Raw genomic sequence first — 17,872 nt, forward strand, 5'->3', positions numbered from 1 at the left:
GGTTGGAGGATCGATGTCAGACCTGACTCGACGGCAGGCCCTCAAGATCGGCGCGGCGGGTGCGGGTGGTGCCCTGCTGCCGGTGCCGTGGACCGCCGCGGCCCGAGCGGATTCGGCGGCACCGCCACAGGTGCTGGCCGCCGGTGACCTGGCGCTCTGGTATGACGAGGCCGCCGGCACCGACTGGCTGCGGGCGCTGCCGGTCGGCAATGGCCGGCTCGGCGCCATGGTCTTCGGCAACGTCGACGCGGAACGGCTACAGCTCAACGAGGACACCGTCTGGGCCGGCGGGCCGCACGACCCGAGCAACCCCCGTGGTCTGGGTGCGCTGGCCGAGATCCGGCGCCTGGTGTTCGCCAACCAGTGGACCCAGGCCCAGAACCTGATCAACCAGAACATGCTCGGCAATCCGGTCGGGCAGTTGGCGTACCAGACCGTCGGCAACCTCCGGCTGGCCTTCCCGACCTCCGGCGGGGCCTCGCAGTACAACCGGCAGCTGGACCTCACCACCGCGACGACAAGCGTGTCGTACGTGATGAACGGCGTGCGGTACCAGCGGGAGACCTTCGCCAGCGCTCCGGACCAGGTCATCGCGATGCGGCTGACCGCCGACCGGACGGGCTCGATCACCTTCACCGCCACGTTCGACAGCCCGCAGCGAACCTCCGTCTCCAGCCCGGATGGCACCACGATCGCCCTCGACGGCGTCTCCGGCAACCAGGAAGGCGTCAACGGCGCGGTGCGGTTCCTGGCGTTGGCCAACGCCACCGTCAGTGGTGGCACGGTGAGCAGTTCCGGTGGCACCTTGCGGGTGACAGGTGCGACAAGCGTGACCCTGCTCGTCTCGATCGGCACCAGCTACGTCAACTACCGCAACGTCGGCGGCGACTACCAGGGCATCGCGCGTCGGCACCTCAGCGCGGCGCGGGCCAGCAACTACGACCAGCTGCGCAGTCGGCACGTCGCCGACTACCAGGCGCTGTTCGGGCGGGTCAGCCTCGATCTGGGGCGCACCTCCGCCGCCGACCAGCCGACAGACGTCCGGATCGCCCAGCACAACAGCGTCAACGATCCGCAGTTCTCCGCGTTGCTGTTCCAGTTCGGTAGGTACCTGCTGATCTCGTCCTCCCGGCCGGGCACCCAGCCGGCCAATCTCCAGGGCATCTGGAACGACTCGCTGACCCCGGCCTGGGACTCGAAGTACACGATCAACGCCAATCTGCCGATGAACTACTGGCTGGCCAACACCACGAACCTGTCCGAGTGCCACGAACCGGTCTTCGGCATGGTCAGGGATCTCGCGGTGGCCGGCGCCCGCACCGCCCAGGTGCAGTACGGCGCCGGTGGCTGGGTCACCCACCACAACACCGACGCCTGGCGGGCCACCTCGGTCGTCGACGGTGCCTTCTGGGGCATGTGGCAGACCGGCGGCGCCTGGCTGGCCACCCTGATCTGGGACCACTACCTGTTCACCGGGGACATCGAGTTCCTCCGGGCGAACTACCCGGCGATGAAGGGCGCGGCGCAGTTCTTCCTCGACACCCTGGTGACCGAGCCGAGCCTCGGTTACCTGGTGACCAACCCGTCGAACTCGCCGGAGATCGGCCACCACACCGACGCCAGCGTGTGTGCCGGCCCCACGATGGACAATCAGATCCTGCGGGACCTCTTCGACGGGTGTGCCCGGGCGAGCGAACTCCTCAACACCGACGCCACCTTCCGGGCGCAGGTGCGGGCCACCCGGGACCGGCTCGCGCCGAACCGCATCGGATCGCGCGGCAACATCATGGAGTGGCTCTACGACTGGGTCGAGACCGAGCGGTACCACCGCCACATCTCGCACCTCTACGGGCTGGCGCCCAGCAACCAGATCACCCGGCGGGGCACCCCGCAGCTGTTCGAGGCGGCCCGGCGCACCCTGGAGATCCGGGGCGACGACGGCACCGGTTGGTCGCTCGCCTGGAAAATCAACTTCTGGGCGCGGATGGAGGAGGGCAACCGGGCCCACGACCTGATCCGCTTCCTCGCCACCCCGGCCCGGCTCGCGCCGAACATGTTCGACCTGCATCCGCCGTTCCAGATCGACGGCAACTTCGGCGCCACCGCCGGCATCGCGGAGATGCTGCTGCACAGCCACGTCGGTGAGCTGCACATCCTGCCGGCGCTGCCGGCGGCCTGGCCCAGCGGACAGGTAAGCGGACTGCGCGGCCGGGGTGGTCACACCGTCGGCATCACCTGGAGCAACGGCCAGGCCACCGAGATTCTCGTCCGGCCGGACCGGGCCGGCACCGTCCGGCTGCGGGGACGCATGTTCACCGGCAACCACACCGTGGTGGACGTCGCCGACGGCACCCCGGCGCGGACCACGAAGGTCGAGAACGACCTGATCGAGCTCACCGTCGCGGCCGGGCGCACCTACCGGGCCACCGGGTCCGGCGGTACGCCCACCGCACCGCCGCTGGAGCAGAGCTTCACCAACGTCAGCACCACAAACGACAACAACACCGGCGCCGGGAACTTCGACGGCAACGGAGCCACCCTCTCCGCGCAGGCCCTGGCCCAGGCCGGGGTCACCCCCGGCAGCACGCTGAGCCGCAACGGGGTCACCTTCCGCTGGCCCAACGTCGCACCGGGCGGTGCCGACAACGCCATCGCCTCCGGGCAGTCGATCGGTCTGACCGGCACCGGCCGTACGCTCGGCTTCCTCGCCACCGGCACCTACGGGGCCGTGTCGGGCACCGCCGCGGTGGTCTACGCCGACGGCACCCGGCAGACGTTCACGCTGAGCACCCCCGACTGGTACGGCGGCCCGCACTCCGGTGGCACCGCGGCCGTCGTGATGGCGTACCAGAACCGGCCCGGCAACCAGCGGCACAACACCGTCGCCTGCGTCTACTACGTCGGGGTGGCGTTGCAGAACAAGCCGGTGGCCCGGGTGGAACTGCCGAACATCAGCGCACGCCCCGCGGCCAACGTACCGACCATGCACATCTTCGCGATCGCGATCGGCGCCTGACGGTCGAGGGCGGGCCTGCCGGATCGCAACCGACCCGACGGACCCGCCCCGGCGGGCTCGCCGGCCACGACATCCCTGTCGCGGCCGGCGGGCCCGGTCTGCTCAGTACGTGCCGGATGCCCGGCCGACACTCACTTCCGCTGGGCCAGCAGCCACTGCAGGATGCTCCGGTCGTCGTACGTCGGGCCGTAGGCGGCGTGGTAGTCGGGCAGCGTGAACGCCTCGTTGCCGTACTCGGTGTAGTGCAGCAGCTCGGCGATCTGCTTGGACGTCTTGCCCTGCGCCTCGTACGCCGAACGCAGCGCCGCCCGCGAGTTGCGGGCCAGCGAGATGTTCAGCAGGTGGTCGTTGACACCGTGGGTGATCCACAGCGGGATCTCGGCGGCGGCGATGTCCGTCGCCTGGCTAGCGCTGACCTGGAACCCGCCGGTGACCAGGCCGGCGGTGAACAGGTCGGGACGCTTGGCGAACGCCTCCCACAGCAGCCGCGAACCGTACGAGACGGTGGTGGCGTACACCCGCTCGGTGTCCACCGCGTGGTCCTTGCTGAACTGCTCGACCAACTTGACCAGCAGCTCCGCCTCGGCCACGTCGCCCACCCGCTGGTTCTGCGGGGCGAGCACGATGACGTCCTCCCGGCTGCCGGTGACGTCCGGCTGGAGCCAGGCGGTCGCCGGGATGTCGGCGGCGATCTGCACGCCCGTGTTGTCGCCGTCCCAGCCCATGCCGTGCCCGGGCAGGACGACCATCAGCGGGTACTTCCTGCCGGGCTGGTAGTTCTTCGGCAGGTGGTAGTGGTACGGCAGCACCATGCCGCCACTGAGGTACGAGCCGTAGCGGAACTCGTCGACCAGCAGGTTCACCGGTGCCTCCGTGACACCGTGCGAGGTACGGGGCGCGCCCTTGGCCAGCACCGGCCCGGCACCCTTGCCCTTGCCCGGCTGGGCGTGCACGTCCTTGCGTTGGGTCACCCGGGTCGGCAGGTCCGGGTTCACCTTGACCGTGCACAGGAAGGTCGGGCACTTGGAGACGATGACCGTCCAGCCGGCGTTCTGGTCGGGGTCCAACTCGACGATGACGTACCGGCCGGACACGGACCGGCGGTCGGCGCGGACGGTGGCGCTGCTGTTGGTGTAGGTGTGGGTGATCTTCCGCTCGGTCAGCTTGGGCAGATCCTCGATGGGGTTGAAGCGGAAGTTGTAGCTGGTGTCGGAGACCGCGAAGGTCGAGTTGTCGAGCTTGCGGGGGTTGACCGTCGCGCCGTACTCGACGGCGACGGCCGAGACCTTCTGGCCGTAGCTGTAGACCGTGGTGATGGGGGTGACGCTGCGGATGCCACCGGTGCCGCCGCCGTGATCCCTGGTCGCGGCATAGGCGGCGGTGCCGGACGTGGCCAGCAGCAGCACCGCAGCGACGGAGACGAGCGTCCTGCGCATTCTCATCGGCCCTCCTCGTTGGACGCGTCCGTCTGGTCCGGCTCGCGCCGGAGCGGCTCTGCCGAGCTGCGAAACAGCGGGCGCTAAACTGATTTAGCAGAGCATCGGTGCCGACCCGATGGATGTCAAGGCCACCCTCGTAACGGTGCCGAAACCGAGTGTTCACATCGCGGCGACGGTGCAGCTCGCCGATGGTCGACCTCGGCGCCCCGTGAACCTCGTTGATCATGAGGTTGACGGCGTGTTTGATCTCCAGTTCTGCCGCTAACCTCATGATCAACGGCTGGGGTGGGGTCGGGTGTGGACGGCGGGCGGCGCGGGCTGTTCGCTGACCCTGGCTTGCCGTATTCTCTGACGTCTATGACCGCCGTCCGGTAGACCTGCGCGACCCCGCGGTCGCATCGCGTGATCGCCGCTGTGACCTGCGACGACTCGGCCGGATGGAGGAGTGGGGCGTTCGTTACGAGACCGTGACCGCGGTATTTCCGACCAGGTGTTGACCTAGGCATTGTGAGCGCTAACACTTGGGCCCCAAGTGCGACCCGCGCAGCCGGTCCGACGGCGCGAGTTCCAGATTGGGGAAGCCAGTGAACAGAAGAGTCCTGGCCGCTCTCGGTAGCGCCGCCCTGGCGCTGAGCATGGCGGCCTGCAGCGGTGAGGGCGCCGGCAGCGGCGGAAACGACAGTGACAAGCCCGCCGACCTGACCATCGGCGTGTCGATGCCGACGCAGACCTCCGAGCGGTGGATCGCGGACGGCAACTCGGTCAAGGAGAAGCTCGAAGCCAAGGGCTACCAGGTCGACCTCCAGTACGCCGGCGACGACATCCCCACCCAGTCCCAGCAGGTCGACCAGATGATCACTCGGGGCGCCGACGTGCTCATCATCGCGGCGATCGACGGCACGGCGCTGAGCGGGCAGTTGCAGGCGGCGGCCGACGCGGACATCCCGGTCATCGCCTACGACCGGCTCATCCGGGACAGCCCGAACGTCGACTTCTACGTCAGCTTCGACAACTACAAGGTCGGTGTCGCCCAGGCGACCGCGCTGCTGGTCGGCCTCGGCGTGCAGACCAAGGACGGCGCGAAGGGCGAGGCGAAGGGCCCGTTCAACATCGAGCTGTTCGCCGGATCGCTTGACGACAACAACGCCCACTTCTTCTTCGACGGCGCGATGGACACCCTCAAGCCGTTCATCGACGACGGCACCCTGAAGGTGACCTCCGGGCAGACCAACATCGAGCAGGTGGCGATCCTGCGCTGGCAGCAGGAGGCCGCGCAGAAGCGGATGGAGGACCTGCTGACCGCGAGCTACAACAGCGGCACCAAGGTCGACGGCGTGCTGTCGCCGTACGACGGGCTGTCGCGGGGCATCATCACCGCCCTGCAGAACGCCGGCTACAAGGGGGCGGACTTCCCGGTGGTGACCGGCCAGGACGCCGAGATCGCCTCGGTCAAGCTGATCGACGACGGGGTGCAGAGCTCCACCATCTTCAAGGACACCCGCCTGCTGGCCGAGCAGGCCGTCGTCGCCGGCGAGGCGTTCCTGACCGACAAGACGCCGGAGGCCAACGACACCGAGACGTACAACAACGGTGTCAAGGTCGTCCCGTCGTACCTGCTGCCGGTGCAGACCGTGTTCAAGGACGACATCAAGCCGGTCCTGATCGACTCGGGCTACTTTACCGCCGAGGAGGTCGCCGCCGGCCAGGCCGGCTGACGGCTCCGCCGGGCTCGGCGGCGCGATCCGCGGCCGAGCCCGGCACCACCGGACACCCACGACGACCTGGAGGCTCAGGATGGTGAACACGGACGACAACATCCTCGAGATGCGTCGCATCACCAAGACCTTCCCGGGCGTGGCCGCGCTCCAGGACGTGACACTCGCCGTACGCCGTGGGGAGATCCACGCCATCTGCGGTGAGAACGGCGCCGGAAAGTCCACCCTGATGAAGGTGCTCTCGGGGGTCTATCCGTCCGGCAGCTACGACGGCGAGATCCTCCTCGACGGCAAACCGGTGCACTTCAAGGGCATCCGGGACAGCGAGAGCCGGGGCATCGTCATCATCCACCAGGAACTCGCCCTGGTGCCGTACCTGTCGATCGCCGAGAACATCTTCCTCGGCAACGAGCAGCGCGGGCTCGGCGGGCTGATCGACTGGAACCGCACCAACGCCGAGGCGGCGAAACTGCTCGCCTCGGTGGGGCTGGCGGAGAACCCGGTCACGCCGGTGGTGCAGCTCGGCGTCGGCAAGCAGCAGCTGGTGGAGATCGCCAAGGCCATCTCCAAGAAGGTCCGGCTGCTCATCCTCGACGAGCCGACCGCCGCGCTCAACGACGTCGACTCGGCCCACTTGCTCAACCTGATGCGCCGCCTGCGCGACGAGGGCATCACCTGCATCATGATCTCGCACAAGCTCAACGAGATCACCTCGATCGCCGACTCCACCACCGTGCTGCGGGACGGGCGGACGGTGGAACGGCTCGAGATGGCCGCCGGTGAGATGACCCAGGAGCGGATCATCCGGGGCATGGTCGGCCGCGACATCGACAGCTTCTACCCCGACCGGGTCTCCACGCCGGGGGAGGAGGTGCTGCGCATCGAGAACTGGTCGGTGCGGCACCCGACCCAGGACCGCCTGGTCGTCGACGGCGCGAACCTGGACGTTCGCGCCGGCGAGGTGGTCGGCATCGCCGGACTGATGGGCGCCGGGCGCACCGAGCTGGCGATGAGCGTCTTCGGGCGCTCGTACGGTCGGGACATCACCGGCCGGTTGTTCGTGCACGGCCGGGAGGTCAGGGCGCGCAGCGTCGCGGAGGCCATCCGCAACGGCATCGCGTACGCGACGGAGGACCGCAAGCGCTTCGGCTTGAACCTCATCGAGGACATCCGGCGCAACATCTCGGCCGCCGGATTGCGCCGGCTCGCCCGCCTGGGCTGGGTGCACGACAACGAGGAGATCAAGGTCGCCGAGACCAGTCGGCGCGACATGAACATCAAGGCGCCGAGCGTGATGTCGGTCGTGGGCAAGCTCTCCGGCGGCAACCAGCAGAAGGTCGTGCTGTCGAAGTGGCTGTTCACCGACCCGGAGGTGCTGATCCTGGACGAGCCGACCCGGGGTATCGACGTCGGGGCGAAGTTCGAGATCTACACGATCATCAACCGGTTGGTGGCCGACGGCAAGGCCGTCATCATGATCTCCTCCGAACTGCCGGAGCTGCTCGGCATGTGTGACCGCATCTATACGTTGTCGGCCGGGCGCATCACCGGCCAGGTGCCGGTCGCCGAGGCGACCCAGGAAAAGCTCATGGAACTCATGGCGAAGGACAAGGAAAGCGTCGGATGACCAGCACCAGGCCCTCCTCGGCGGAGAAGCAGTCGGCCGAGAGCGCTCCGGCCGCCGCACTGCACGTCGGCACCAGCGACCCCCGTGCGCTGATCATGAACAATCTGCGACAGAGCGGCATCTTCGTCGCCCTCGTCGTCATCGTCGCCCTGTTCGCCTTCCTGACCGACGGTCTCTCGTTGAGTCCGGGCAACATCACCAACATCGTCCTTCAGTACTCCTACATCCTGGTGCTCGCCATCGGCATGGTCATCGTGATCATCGGCGGGCACATCGATCTTTCGGTCGGTTCGGTGGTGGCGCTGACCGGCGCGGTCTCTGCCGTGGTGGTGATCCGGCAGGGACAACCGTGGTGGGTCGGTGTGCTTGCCGCCCTGGCGGTGGGGCTCGCGGTCGGCGCCTGGCACGGCTTCTGGGTGGCGTACGTCGGCATTCCGGCCTTCATCGTGACCCTCGCCGGCATGCTGCTGTTCCGTGGCCTCACGCTGCGGGTGCTGGACAACATCTCGCTGTCGCCGTTCCCCGCCGAGTACAACCGGATCGCGGCCGGATTCCTCAACGGACTCATCGGTGGCGACGGTTACGACGCCTTCACCCTGCTCATCGGCGGCATCGCGGTGGCCGGGTACGTGGTGAGTGGCTTCCGTACCCGGGCGGCCCGCGTCCGTTACCAGCAGCCCGTCGAGTCCTTCGCGTTGTTCGTCGCACGGATGGCGCTTGTCGGTGCCGTGGTCATGTGGTTCGCCTGGCAACTGGCCCACGCGCGTGGTCTGCCGATCGTGCTGATCATCCTGGCCGCCCTGGTGCTCGTCTACGGGCTGCTCACCCGGCGCACGGTCTTCGGTCGGCAGGTCTACGCGATCGGTGGCAATCTGTCCGCGGCGATGCTGTCGGGCGTGAAGGTCCGTACCGTGAACTTCTGGATCTTCGTGAACATGGGCTTCCTGTCCGCGGTGGCCGGCATCATCTTCTCCTCCCGCTCCAACGGTGCGCAGCCCGCGGCGGGCAACATGTTCGAACTCGACGCGATCGCCGCGGCGTTCATCGGCGGCGCGGCGGTCACCGGCGGCGTCGGTACCGTCGTCGGTGCCATGGTTGGCGGGCTCATCATGGCGGTGATGAGCAACGGGATGCAGCTGATGGGTGTGGACCAGTCGTTGCAGTCGGTGGTCAAGGGCCTGGTACTGCTGGTCGCCGTGGCCTTCGACGTCTACAACAAGCGCCGCGCCGGAACGAGCCGCTGAGCGAGGCGTCAGCTCCGGGCGCGGGCCGGGGCCGGGTCGGCGCTTGACGTCGGGTCAGGGTGTGGAAACACTTCCTCGGGTCAGCTCCGCGTCGCTCGGAGCTGACCCCGGAGGTCGGAGTGGTCCAGGAGGAGATTCGCCGGCGCAACGCCGGCACGCTGCTGCGCCAGGTGCATCTCCGTGGCCCGCTGTCCCGGGCCGAGCTGGGCGAACGGATGGGCCTGAACCGCAGCACCATCATGGCGTTGACCACCGAGCTGAGCCGGCTCGGCCTCGTCGGTGAGGAGTTGCCGGTGGACACCGGCCGCGCCGGCCGTCCGTCACTTGTGGTGCGACCGGCGTCCGACCGCTGCTACGTCCTGGCCTTCGACGTCGCCGTGGACCGGTTGGTCGCCGCCCGGATCGGGCTCGGCGGGCGGATCCTGGACCGACGGGAGGCGGTGCGTCCACGCGCCGGGCCGGACCTGCACGACGTGGTCGCGGTCCTCGCCCGTTTCGGTCGTCAGCTGCATCGGGCGGCACCGGCGGGCGCCAACTGCGTGGGCGTGGGTGCGTCGTACTGCGGCATGATCCGGCCGGGTGACGGGATGGTGCGGTATGGGCCCGACCTGGGCTGGGTCGACCAGGCGTTCGGCGACGAACTCGGCCGCCGTCTCGGCCTCGGCCTGCCGGTGGCGGTGGGCAACGAGGCCCACCTCGGCGCGCAGGCGGAGCAGCAGCGCGGCGCGGGAGTCGGCCTCGACGACCTCGTGTACCTGCACGGTGACGTCGGCGTCGGCGGCGGAATCATCGTCGGCGGGCGGCTGCTGGGTGGCGACAGCGGCTACGGCTGCGAGTTGGGGCACATGGTGGTCAATCCGTACGACGGCCGGCCCTGTGGTTGCGGCTCGTACGGCTGTCTGGAGGCGGAGGTCGGGGAGCGGGCCCTGCTCGACGCCGCCGGTCGGCCCGCCGAGCTGTTCGGGCGCGACGCCGTCCGGTCGGTGGCCGACGACGCCGACCGTGGGGATCCGCTGGCGCGGGAGGCGCTGCGCCGGATCGGCGACTGGCTCGGCATCGGGGTGGCGAATCTGATCAACCTGTTCAACCCGGGTCTGGTGGTCTTCGGCGGGATGCTGTGCGACCTGTACCCGGGCGCCGCCGCGCAGGTTCGCGGTCGCATCGCCCGTCACGTGCTGCCGGTGGCCCGGGAGACGGTACAACTGCGCACCGCGGCCCTCGGTGACGACGCCACCCTGGTCGGCGCGGCGGAACTCGGTTTCGCCCGACTGCTCGACGATCCGCTGGCGGTGCTGACGGCACCGGTGCCGCCGGGCGCCGGCGTGCCGTCGTCCGCGCCGCCGGTGCCGGGTTTCCGGCGGCGACAGGAGGTCTGAGCAGGGCGGTCGGTGCCGCAACTGCGGTCGAGGCGGTGGGACGGGGTAGCCGATCGGCGGGTGGGCCTGCGACCATGCAGTCCGTTACGGAGCTGTTGCCGGGAGGTGTCTTGACGACATCGGATGTGAGCGTTAACACTGAGGTCCGTCATCGGCCGGAGGTGAAGATGAGCGGTGTGGCAGCGGGCGACAAGTACGTCGTCGGCGTCGACTACGGCACCCTGTCGGGGCGGGCCCTGGTGGTCCGGGTCCGCGACGGTGCCGAGCTGGGGACCGCGGTGCACGAGTACCGCAACGCGGTGATCAGCTCAGCGCTGCCGGACGGGGGTACGCCGCTGCCGCCGGACTGGGCGTTGCAGGACCCGGAGGACTACCGCGAGGTGCTGCGCCACGCGGTGCCGGCGGCCGTGGCCGCCGCCGGAGTCGATCCGGGCGACGTCGTCGGCATCGGCATCGACTTCACCGCCTGCACCGTGCTGCCGACGCTGACCGACGGTACGCCGTTGTGTGAGGTGCCGGAGCTGCGTCAGCGGCCGCACGCCTGGGTGAAGCTCTGGAAGCACCACGCCGCCCAGCCGCACGCCGACCGGATCAACGCGTTGGCCCACGAACGTGGCGAGCCCTGGATCGGTCGCTACGGCGGCAAGATCTCCGCCGAGTGGCAGTTCGCCAAGGGCCTGCAGATCCTGGAGGAGGACCCGGAGGTCTACCACCGGGCCGAGCGGTTCATCGAGGCGGCCGACTGGATCGTCTGGCAGTTGTGCGGCGTCGAGACCCGCAACGTCTGCACCGCCGGTTACAAGGGCATCCGCCAGGACGGCAGCTATCCGTCGGCGGACTACCTCACCGCGCTCAACCCCGGTTTCGGTGACTTCGTGGCCAAACTGGACGGCCCGCTGATGCCCCTGGCCGACCGGGCCGGCGGACTCACCGCCCGCGCCGCGGCCTGGACCGGGCTGCCGGAGGGGATCGCCGTCGCGGTCGGCAACGTCGACGCCCACGTGACCGCGGCCGCCGCCCAGGCGCTCGACCCGGGCCGACTGGTGGCGATCATGGGTACGTCGACCTGCCATGTGGTCAACGGCACCCATCCCGCGGAGGTTGCCGGGATGTGCGGGGTGGTCGACGGCGGCATCAGCTCCGGTGCGTGGGGCTACGAGGCGGGGCAGAGCGGCGTCGGCGACATCTTCGGCTGGTTCGTCAAGCACGCGGCCCCGGCGGGCGTCGACTCGCACGAGCGGCTCACCGAGCTGGCCGCCGCGCAGCCCGTCGGCGCGCACGGCCTGGTCGCCCTGGACTGGTGGAACGGCAACCGGTCGCTGCTGGTCAACCACGACCTCAGCGGGCTGATCGTCGGGCTGACCCTGGCCACCCGTCCGGAGGACATCTACCGGGCCCTGCTGGAGTCGACCGCGTACGGCACCAGGATGATCATCGAGGCGTTCGTCGAGGCCGGTGTGCCGGTCGACGACCTGGTGATCGCCGGTGGCCTCACCTCGAACGAACTGCTGATGCAGATCTACGCCGACGTCACCAACCGGCCGTTGGGCATCATCGGTTCCGCGCAGGGGCCGGCGCTCGGCTCGGCGATCCACGCCGCCGTGGCCGCGGGCGCCCACCCCTCGATCCAGGAAGCGTCGCGGGCGATGGGTCGGATAGCGGCGGCGGTCTACCAGCCGGACCCGGACCGGGTACGCGCGTACGACGCCCTCTACGCCGAGTACCGGGCGTTGCACGACCACTTCGGTCGCGGCGCCAACGACGTGATGCTGCGCCTGCGGGCGATCCGCAACGCGGCCGTGGAGTCGACGACCTCGCCGCAGGAGGTGTTCGCGTGAACGTCGAAGTGAGCCGACAGATCAGCGAGCTGCGCGAGAGCGTGGCCCGGCTACACGGCGAGCTGACCCGGTACGGTCTGGTCGCCTGGACGGCCGGCAACGTCTCCGCCCGGGTTCCCGGTCACGACCTGATGGTGATCAAGCCGAGTGGCGTCGACTACGACGACCTGTCGGCCGACAACATGGTGCTCTGCGACCTCGACGGCGTGCCCGTCGAGGGGGAACTGTCGCCGTCGAGCGACACCGCGGCGCACGCCTACGTCTACCGCGCCATGCCCGAGGTGGGCGGCGTCGTGCACACCCACAGCACGTACGCCACCGCCTGGGCGGCGCGGGGCGAGTCGATCCCGTGCCACCTCACCGCGCAGGCCGACGAGTTCGGCGGGGAGATCCCGGTGGGCCCGTTCGCCCTGATCGGCGGCGACGACATCGGCAAGGGGATCGTCAGCACCCTCACCGGGCACCGTTCGCCCGCGGTGCTGATGCGCAACCACGGCGTCTTCACCATCGGGCGCAACGCCCGGGCCGCGGTCAAGGCCGCGGTGATGTGTGAGGACGTCGCCCGAACCGCGCACCTGACTCGCGCGCTCGGGCAACCGGTGCCGATGGCGCAGGCCGACATCGACGCCCTCTACGACCGCTACCAGAACGTCTACGGCCAACGTTCTTCGCCTCCGGCGAACTCCTGACCGACCCGGTGATCCGGGTCGCCTGGCACCAACTGACGCACAGGATCCGCACCACCAGCGCCGGCTGCTCGTGTACTTCTGCGGCCGGCGTGGACAACCGCACCCCCACCCGAGGAGATCCGATGAGGAACATGCGAATGCCCATGGCGCGTCGGCGCGCCATCGCGGTCGTCGCCGCCGTGCTGCTCGCCGGCGGCGTGGCGGCCTGCGGCAACAGCGACACCGGCAGCGGCGGCGACGGCGGCGACGACGGCAAGCTCGTCCTGGGCTTCTCCCAGGTCGGCGCGGAGAGCGGCTGGCGTACGGCCAACACCAACTCCATCAAGGAGGCGGCGGCCGAGGCCGGCATCGAGCTGAAGTTCGACGACGCGCAGCAGAAGCAGGAAAACCAGATCAAGGCCATCCGCAACTACATCCAGCAGAAGGTCGACGTGATCGCCTTCTCGCCGGTGGTGGAGTCGGGCTGGGACACGGTGCTCAAGGAGGCCAAGGATGCCGGCATCCCGGTCATCCTGACCGACCGCGCGGTGGACTCCGCCGACAAGTCGCTCTACAAGACCTTCCTCGGCTCGGACTTCGTCAAGGAGGGCCGGCTCTCCGGTGAGTGGCTGGTGGAGAACAAGAAGGACGCCACCGGCGACGTGAACATCGTCGAGTTGCAGGGCACCACCGGCTCGGCCCCGGCCAACGACCGGAAGAAGGGCTTCGCCGAGGCGATCGCGGCCGACCCCAAGCTGAAGGTCATCGCTTCCCAGTCGGGTGACTTCACCCGGGCGGGCGGCAAGCAGGTGATGGAGCAGTTCCTGAAGGCTCACCCGAAGATCGATGTGCTCTTCGCGCACAACGACGACATGGGTCTGGGTGCGCTGGAGGCGATCACCGCGGCGGGCAAGGAGCCGGGTAAGGACATCACCATCATCACCATCGACGCGGTCAAGGACGGCATGCAGGCCCTGGCCGACGGCAAGTTCAACTTCATCGCGGAGTGCAGCCCGCTGCTCGGCCCACAGCTGATGGACCTGGCCAAGAAGGTGAAGGCCGGCGAGGAGGTGCCGCCGCGGATCGAGACCGAGGAGACCACCTTCACGCAGGAGCAGGCCAAGGAGGCCCTGCCCAACCGCAAGTACTGATGACGCACGGGGCCGCCGCACCGGTGTGGCGGCCCCGCCGCGTCGCCCATTCCCGATGGACTGGGCGTCCGGCCCGACGTCCCGTGTCACGCCGCCCGCCCGGCCCGCTGGCCGGCGGGCGGCGTGCCGGGGCAACTGGCCCTTCCGCATCGATGAAAATTAGAAGAGGATCGATGGGATGACGGATAGTCGTCCGGTCCTGACGATGACCGGGATCAGCAAGTCCTTTCCCGGGGTGCGTGCACTCCACAATGTCGACTTCCGGCTCCTTCCTGGCGAGGTGCACGCCCTGATGGGCGAGAACGGCGCCGGCAAGTCGACCCTGATCAAGGTGTTGACAGGCGTCTATGGCATCGACGAGGGCAGCGTCACCCTCGACGGCGAGCAGGTGGCCTTCAACGGACCGATGCAGGCCGCCGCGGCCGGCGTCAGCACGGTCTACCAGGAGGTCAATCTCTGCCCGAACCTGTCCGTGGCGGAGAACATCTTCATCGGCCGGGAGCCGCGCCGCTTCGGTGCCGTCCGCTGGGGCGAGGTGCGGCGGCGGGCCCGACAGCTGCTGACCCGCCTGGACCTCGACATCGACGTCACCGCGCCGGTGGCGAGTTACTCGCTGGCCGTGCAGCAGATGGTCGCGATCGCCCGGGCGATCGACGTGCAGGCCCGGGTGTTGATCCTGGACGAACCGACGTCCAGCCTGGACGCCGGCGAGGTCGCCCAACTGTTCCGGATCATGCGGCAGTTGCGTGACGAGGGCATCGCCATCCTCTTCGTGACCCACTTCCTCGATCAGGTCTACGGCATCGCCGACCGGATCACCGTGTTGCGCAACGGCACGTTGGTGGGGGAGTACCCGATCGACGAGCTGCCGCAGCTGGCGCTGGTGGAGAAGATGATCGGCAAGGAGCTCGACGTCCTCGAACGGATCGAGGAGCAGCCCCGGCCGGCGACCGCGGCGATCGAGAGCGGTGCCCCGTTCGTCCAGGTGTCGCAGCTCGGCCGCAGGGGTGCGGTCGCCCCGTTCAGCCTGACCATCCACGCCGGTGAGGTGGTCGGCCTGGCCGGGTTGCTCGGCTCGGGGCGTACCGAGGTGGCGCGGCTGTTGTTCGGTGCGGATCGGGCCGACCGTGGCGAGGTCCAGGTGGACGGCGCCCGGACGGGCCTGCGCAACCCGGTGCAGGCGATCGAGCAGGGCATCGGCTTCTGCTCGGAGAACCGTCGGGCGGAGGGGATCATCGGCGACCTGTCGGTCCGGGAGAACATGATCCTGGCCATGCAGGCCGCCCGCGGCTGGCTGCGCCCGATCCCACGTCGCCGCCAGGACGAGCTGGTCGACCGGTACATCAAGGCGTTGAGCATCCGCCCGGCCAACCCGGACATGCCGGTGCGCAACCTCTCCGGCGGCAACCAGCAGAAGGTCCTGCTGGCCCGCTGGCTGATCACCGAGCCGCGACTGCTCATCCTCGACGAGCCGACCCGGGGCATCGACATCGGCGCGAAGGCCGAGATCCAGAAGCTGGTGGTGCAGCTCTCCGACGGTGGCATGGCGGTGCTGTTCATCTCCGCCGAACTGGAGGAGGTACTGCGCCTGAGCCACAAGATCGCGGTGATGCGCGACCGGGAACTGGTCGCCCAGCTCGACAACGACGACACTGTGGACGCCGACCGCGTCATGCAGACCATCGCCAGCGGAACCGAGCGTGAGGAGGCGAGCCGATGAGCGACGCCGGGAACCGCTTCCGTACCATGCTCGGCCACCGGCTGTTCTGGCCGGTCGCCGTGCTCGTGGTGATGTTGGCGGCCAACACCATCTACCGTCCGGGGTTCCTGGCCGTCGAGGTCAACAACGGGCACCTGTACGGGACCCCGATCGACATCCTGCGGTTGAGCGCCCCGCTGATCCTGGTCGCGCTCGGCATGACCCTGGTCATCTCCACCGGTGGCATCGACCTGTCGGTCGGCTCGCTCTGCGCGATCAGCGGCGCCATCGCCTGTCTCTACATCAGCCGGGCGCCCGACCAGAACAACCTGGTCACCGTGCTGACCGCGCTCGCGATGGCGCTCGGGGTCGCGCTGGTGCTCGGCGCCTGGAACGGAGTCCTGGTCTCCGTCATCGGCATCCAACCGATCATCGCCACGCTCATCCTGATGGTGGCCGGCCGGGGCCTCGCGCAGCTGATCGCCGAGGGTCAGATCATCACCATCAACTCCGGTCCGTACCGGGCGATCGGGCTGGGGCACCTGTTGACCCTGCCCTTGGCGATCTTCATCGCCCTGGCCGCGGCCCTTCTCGTCGCGGCATTCACCCGCCGCACCGCGCTCGGCATGATCGTCGAGTCGGTGGGCGGCAACCGGGAGGCCAGTCGGCTGGCGGGCATCCGGTCCGGTCGGGTCGTCTTCCTCGTCTACGTCGTGAGCGCCGCCTGCGCCGCGATCGCCGGGTTCATGATGACCGCCAACGTCTCCAGCGCCGACGGCAACAACACTGGCCTGTGGGTGGAACTGGACGCGATCCTCGCGGTCGTCATCGGCGGCACCTCGCTCGCCGGTGGCCGGTTCTACCTCGGCGGCACCATCCTCGGCGCCCTGATCATCCAGACCCTCACCACCACGGTGTACGCCATGAACATCTCCCCCCAGACGGCGCTGCTGTTCAAAGCGGTCGTCGTCATTGCCGTCTGCCTGATCCAGGCCCCGGCCTTCCGGGCGAAGTTCGGCCGTCGACGGCCCGGGGCGCCGCCGCCGCAGTCGTCGCCGCAGCGGCAGAAGGAGCAGGTGCCGGCATGAGCACGACGTCACTAACCACCGGCCCGAGTTGGGCCAAGCTGCCTCGGCGGCACATGCCGGTGCTGGCGACGTTGGCGTTGCTGCTGGTGATGTACGGCATCGGTGTGTCCCAGTACCGGGCGTTCTCCAACATCCAGGTAGTTTTCAACGTCTTCATCGATAACGGTTTCCTACTCGTCATCGCCGTCGGGATGACCTTCGTGATCCTCACCGGTGGCATCGACCTGTCGGTCGGCTCGGTGGCGGCGATGACCGCGATGGTCTCGGCCTGGTTGCTGCAGTCCGGGCTGCCCGCGTTGCTGGTGCTGGTGATCGCCCTGCTGATCGGGCCGACGCTCGGGTTCCTGATGGGCTGCGCGATCCACTTCTTCGACATCCAGCCCTTCATCGTCACCCTGGCCGGGATGTTCTTCGCCCGTGGCATGTGCACGTTCATCAGCAACGCGTCGATTCCGATCACCGACGGGTTCTGGACCACGATGTCGCAGTACCGGATCGGCGACCCTCGGGGCAACTTCGTCTCGATCAGCGTGCTGGTGGCGTTCGCCGTGGTCCTGATCGCCGCGTACGTGCTGGCGTACACGCGACTGGGGCGCAACGTCTACGCGATCGGCGGCAACCCGCAGTCGGCACTGTTGATGGGGCTGCCGTTGGGTCGGACCCGGATCGCGGTCTACACCATCAGTGGCCTGTGCGCGGCGATCGGCGGGATCCTGCTGTCCTTCTACACGTTGTCCGGCGCCCCGCTGATCGCCATCGGGATGGAACTCGACGTGATCGCGGCCGTGGTCATCGGTGGCACGGTGCTCACCGGTGGCTCGGGGTACATCTTCGGCACGGTGCTCGGTGTGCTGGTACTCGGCGTGATCCAGACCTTGATCACCTTCGACGGCAGCCTCAACTCCTGGTGGACCAAGATCGTGATCGGAGGCCTGCTCTTCGCGTTCATCCTGCTCCAGCGCCTCATCGGCATCCGCTACAAGTGACCGCCCCTCTCGCGGAAGGCAACTC

Annotated in this window: 12 protein-coding genes; 11 read left to right on the forward strand and 1 reads right to left on the reverse strand. The window is 68.9% G+C overall.

The genetic code is table 11. The features are described 5' to 3' along the window. Positions 1 to 13 precede the first annotated feature (13 nt). The gene (locus ACFY2A_RS11495) at positions 14 to 3,016 is read left to right on the forward strand and encodes a glycoside hydrolase N-terminal domain-containing protein (protein ID WP_387170834.1); all 3,003 of its coding nucleotides are present in this window, start codon (positions 14 to 16) and stop codon (positions 3,014 to 3,016) included. A 131-nt stretch (positions 3,017 to 3,147) separates the two neighbouring features. On the opposite strand, the gene ACFY2A_RS11500 is transcribed toward ACFY2A_RS11495, so the two are convergent. Then, complete coding sequence (locus ACFY2A_RS11500) at positions 3,148 to 4,458, reverse strand: hypothetical protein (protein ID WP_387170836.1); 1,311 nt, start codon at positions 4,456 to 4,458, stop codon at positions 3,148 to 3,150. A gap of 581 nt (positions 4,459 to 5,039) precedes the next feature. Between ACFY2A_RS11500 and chvE the strand changes: the two genes are divergently transcribed. The 10 genes from chvE to yjfF all read left to right on the forward strand — a co-directional run bounded on the left by chvE (position 5,040) and on the right by yjfF (position 17,847). After that, entirely contained in the window at positions 5,040 to 6,170 is a 1,131-nt protein-coding gene (chvE, locus tag ACFY2A_RS11505) for a multiple monosaccharide ABC transporter substrate-binding protein (protein ID WP_387170838.1), read from the forward strand. A 79-nt stretch (positions 6,171 to 6,249) separates the two neighbouring features. After that, positions 6,250 to 7,797 carry a multiple monosaccharide ABC transporter ATP-binding protein gene (mmsA, locus tag ACFY2A_RS11510; protein ID WP_363920359.1) on the forward strand — a complete coding sequence of 516 codons (1,548 nt, stop codon included), beginning with the start codon at positions 6,250 to 6,252 and terminating at the stop codon, positions 7,795 to 7,797. Continuing rightward, positions 7,794 to 9,041 carry a multiple monosaccharide ABC transporter permease gene (mmsB, locus tag ACFY2A_RS11515; protein WP_363920361.1) on the forward strand — a complete coding sequence of 416 codons (1,248 nt, stop codon included), beginning with the start codon at positions 7,794 to 7,796 and terminating at the stop codon, positions 9,039 to 9,041. The genes mmsA and mmsB overlap by 4 nt, the downstream gene beginning before the upstream one ends. A 119-nt stretch (positions 9,042 to 9,160) precedes the next feature. Continuing rightward, complete coding sequence (locus ACFY2A_RS11520) at positions 9,161 to 10,417, forward strand: ROK family protein (RefSeq protein ID WP_387170840.1); 1,257 nt, start codon at positions 9,161 to 9,163, stop codon at positions 10,415 to 10,417. A 167-nt stretch (positions 10,418 to 10,584) separates the two neighbouring features. Continuing rightward, entirely contained in the window at positions 10,585 to 12,255 is a 1,671-nt protein-coding gene (araB, locus tag ACFY2A_RS11525; RefSeq protein ID WP_387170842.1) for a ribulokinase, read from the forward strand. Beyond that, on the forward strand, positions 12,252 to 12,944 hold the full coding sequence (locus ACFY2A_RS11530; protein WP_387170843.1) for an L-ribulose-5-phosphate 4-epimerase: 693 nt from the start codon (positions 12,252 to 12,254) through the stop codon (positions 12,942 to 12,944). Before araB ends, ACFY2A_RS11530 begins: the two co-directional genes overlap by 4 nt. A 122-nt stretch (positions 12,945 to 13,066) precedes the next feature. Next, a complete protein-coding gene (locus tag ACFY2A_RS11535; RefSeq protein ID WP_387170845.1) occupies positions 13,067 to 14,074 on the forward strand; it encodes an ABC transporter substrate-binding protein in 1,008 nt (335 codons plus the stop codon). A 178-nt stretch (positions 14,075 to 14,252) separates the two neighbouring features. After that, a complete protein-coding gene (locus ACFY2A_RS11540) occupies positions 14,253 to 15,794 on the forward strand; it encodes a sugar ABC transporter ATP-binding protein (protein WP_387170847.1) in 1,542 nt (513 codons plus the stop codon). Beyond that, on the forward strand, positions 15,791 to 16,861 hold the full coding sequence (locus tag ACFY2A_RS11545) for an ABC transporter permease (protein WP_387170849.1): 1,071 nt from the start codon (positions 15,791 to 15,793) through the stop codon (positions 16,859 to 16,861). The genes ACFY2A_RS11540 and ACFY2A_RS11545 overlap by 4 nt, the downstream gene beginning before the upstream one ends. Further along, complete coding sequence (gene yjfF, locus ACFY2A_RS11550) at positions 16,858 to 17,847, forward strand: galactofuranose ABC transporter, permease protein YjfF (RefSeq protein ID WP_387170851.1); 990 nt, start codon at positions 16,858 to 16,860, stop codon at positions 17,845 to 17,847. The genes ACFY2A_RS11545 and yjfF overlap by 4 nt, the downstream gene beginning before the upstream one ends. Positions 17,848 to 17,872: the final 25 nt, after the last annotated feature.

Source organism: Micromonospora sp. NPDC000442 (assembly GCF_042898635.1).
Taxonomy (GTDB): domain Bacteria; phylum Actinomycetota; class Actinomycetes; order Mycobacteriales; family Micromonosporaceae; genus Micromonospora.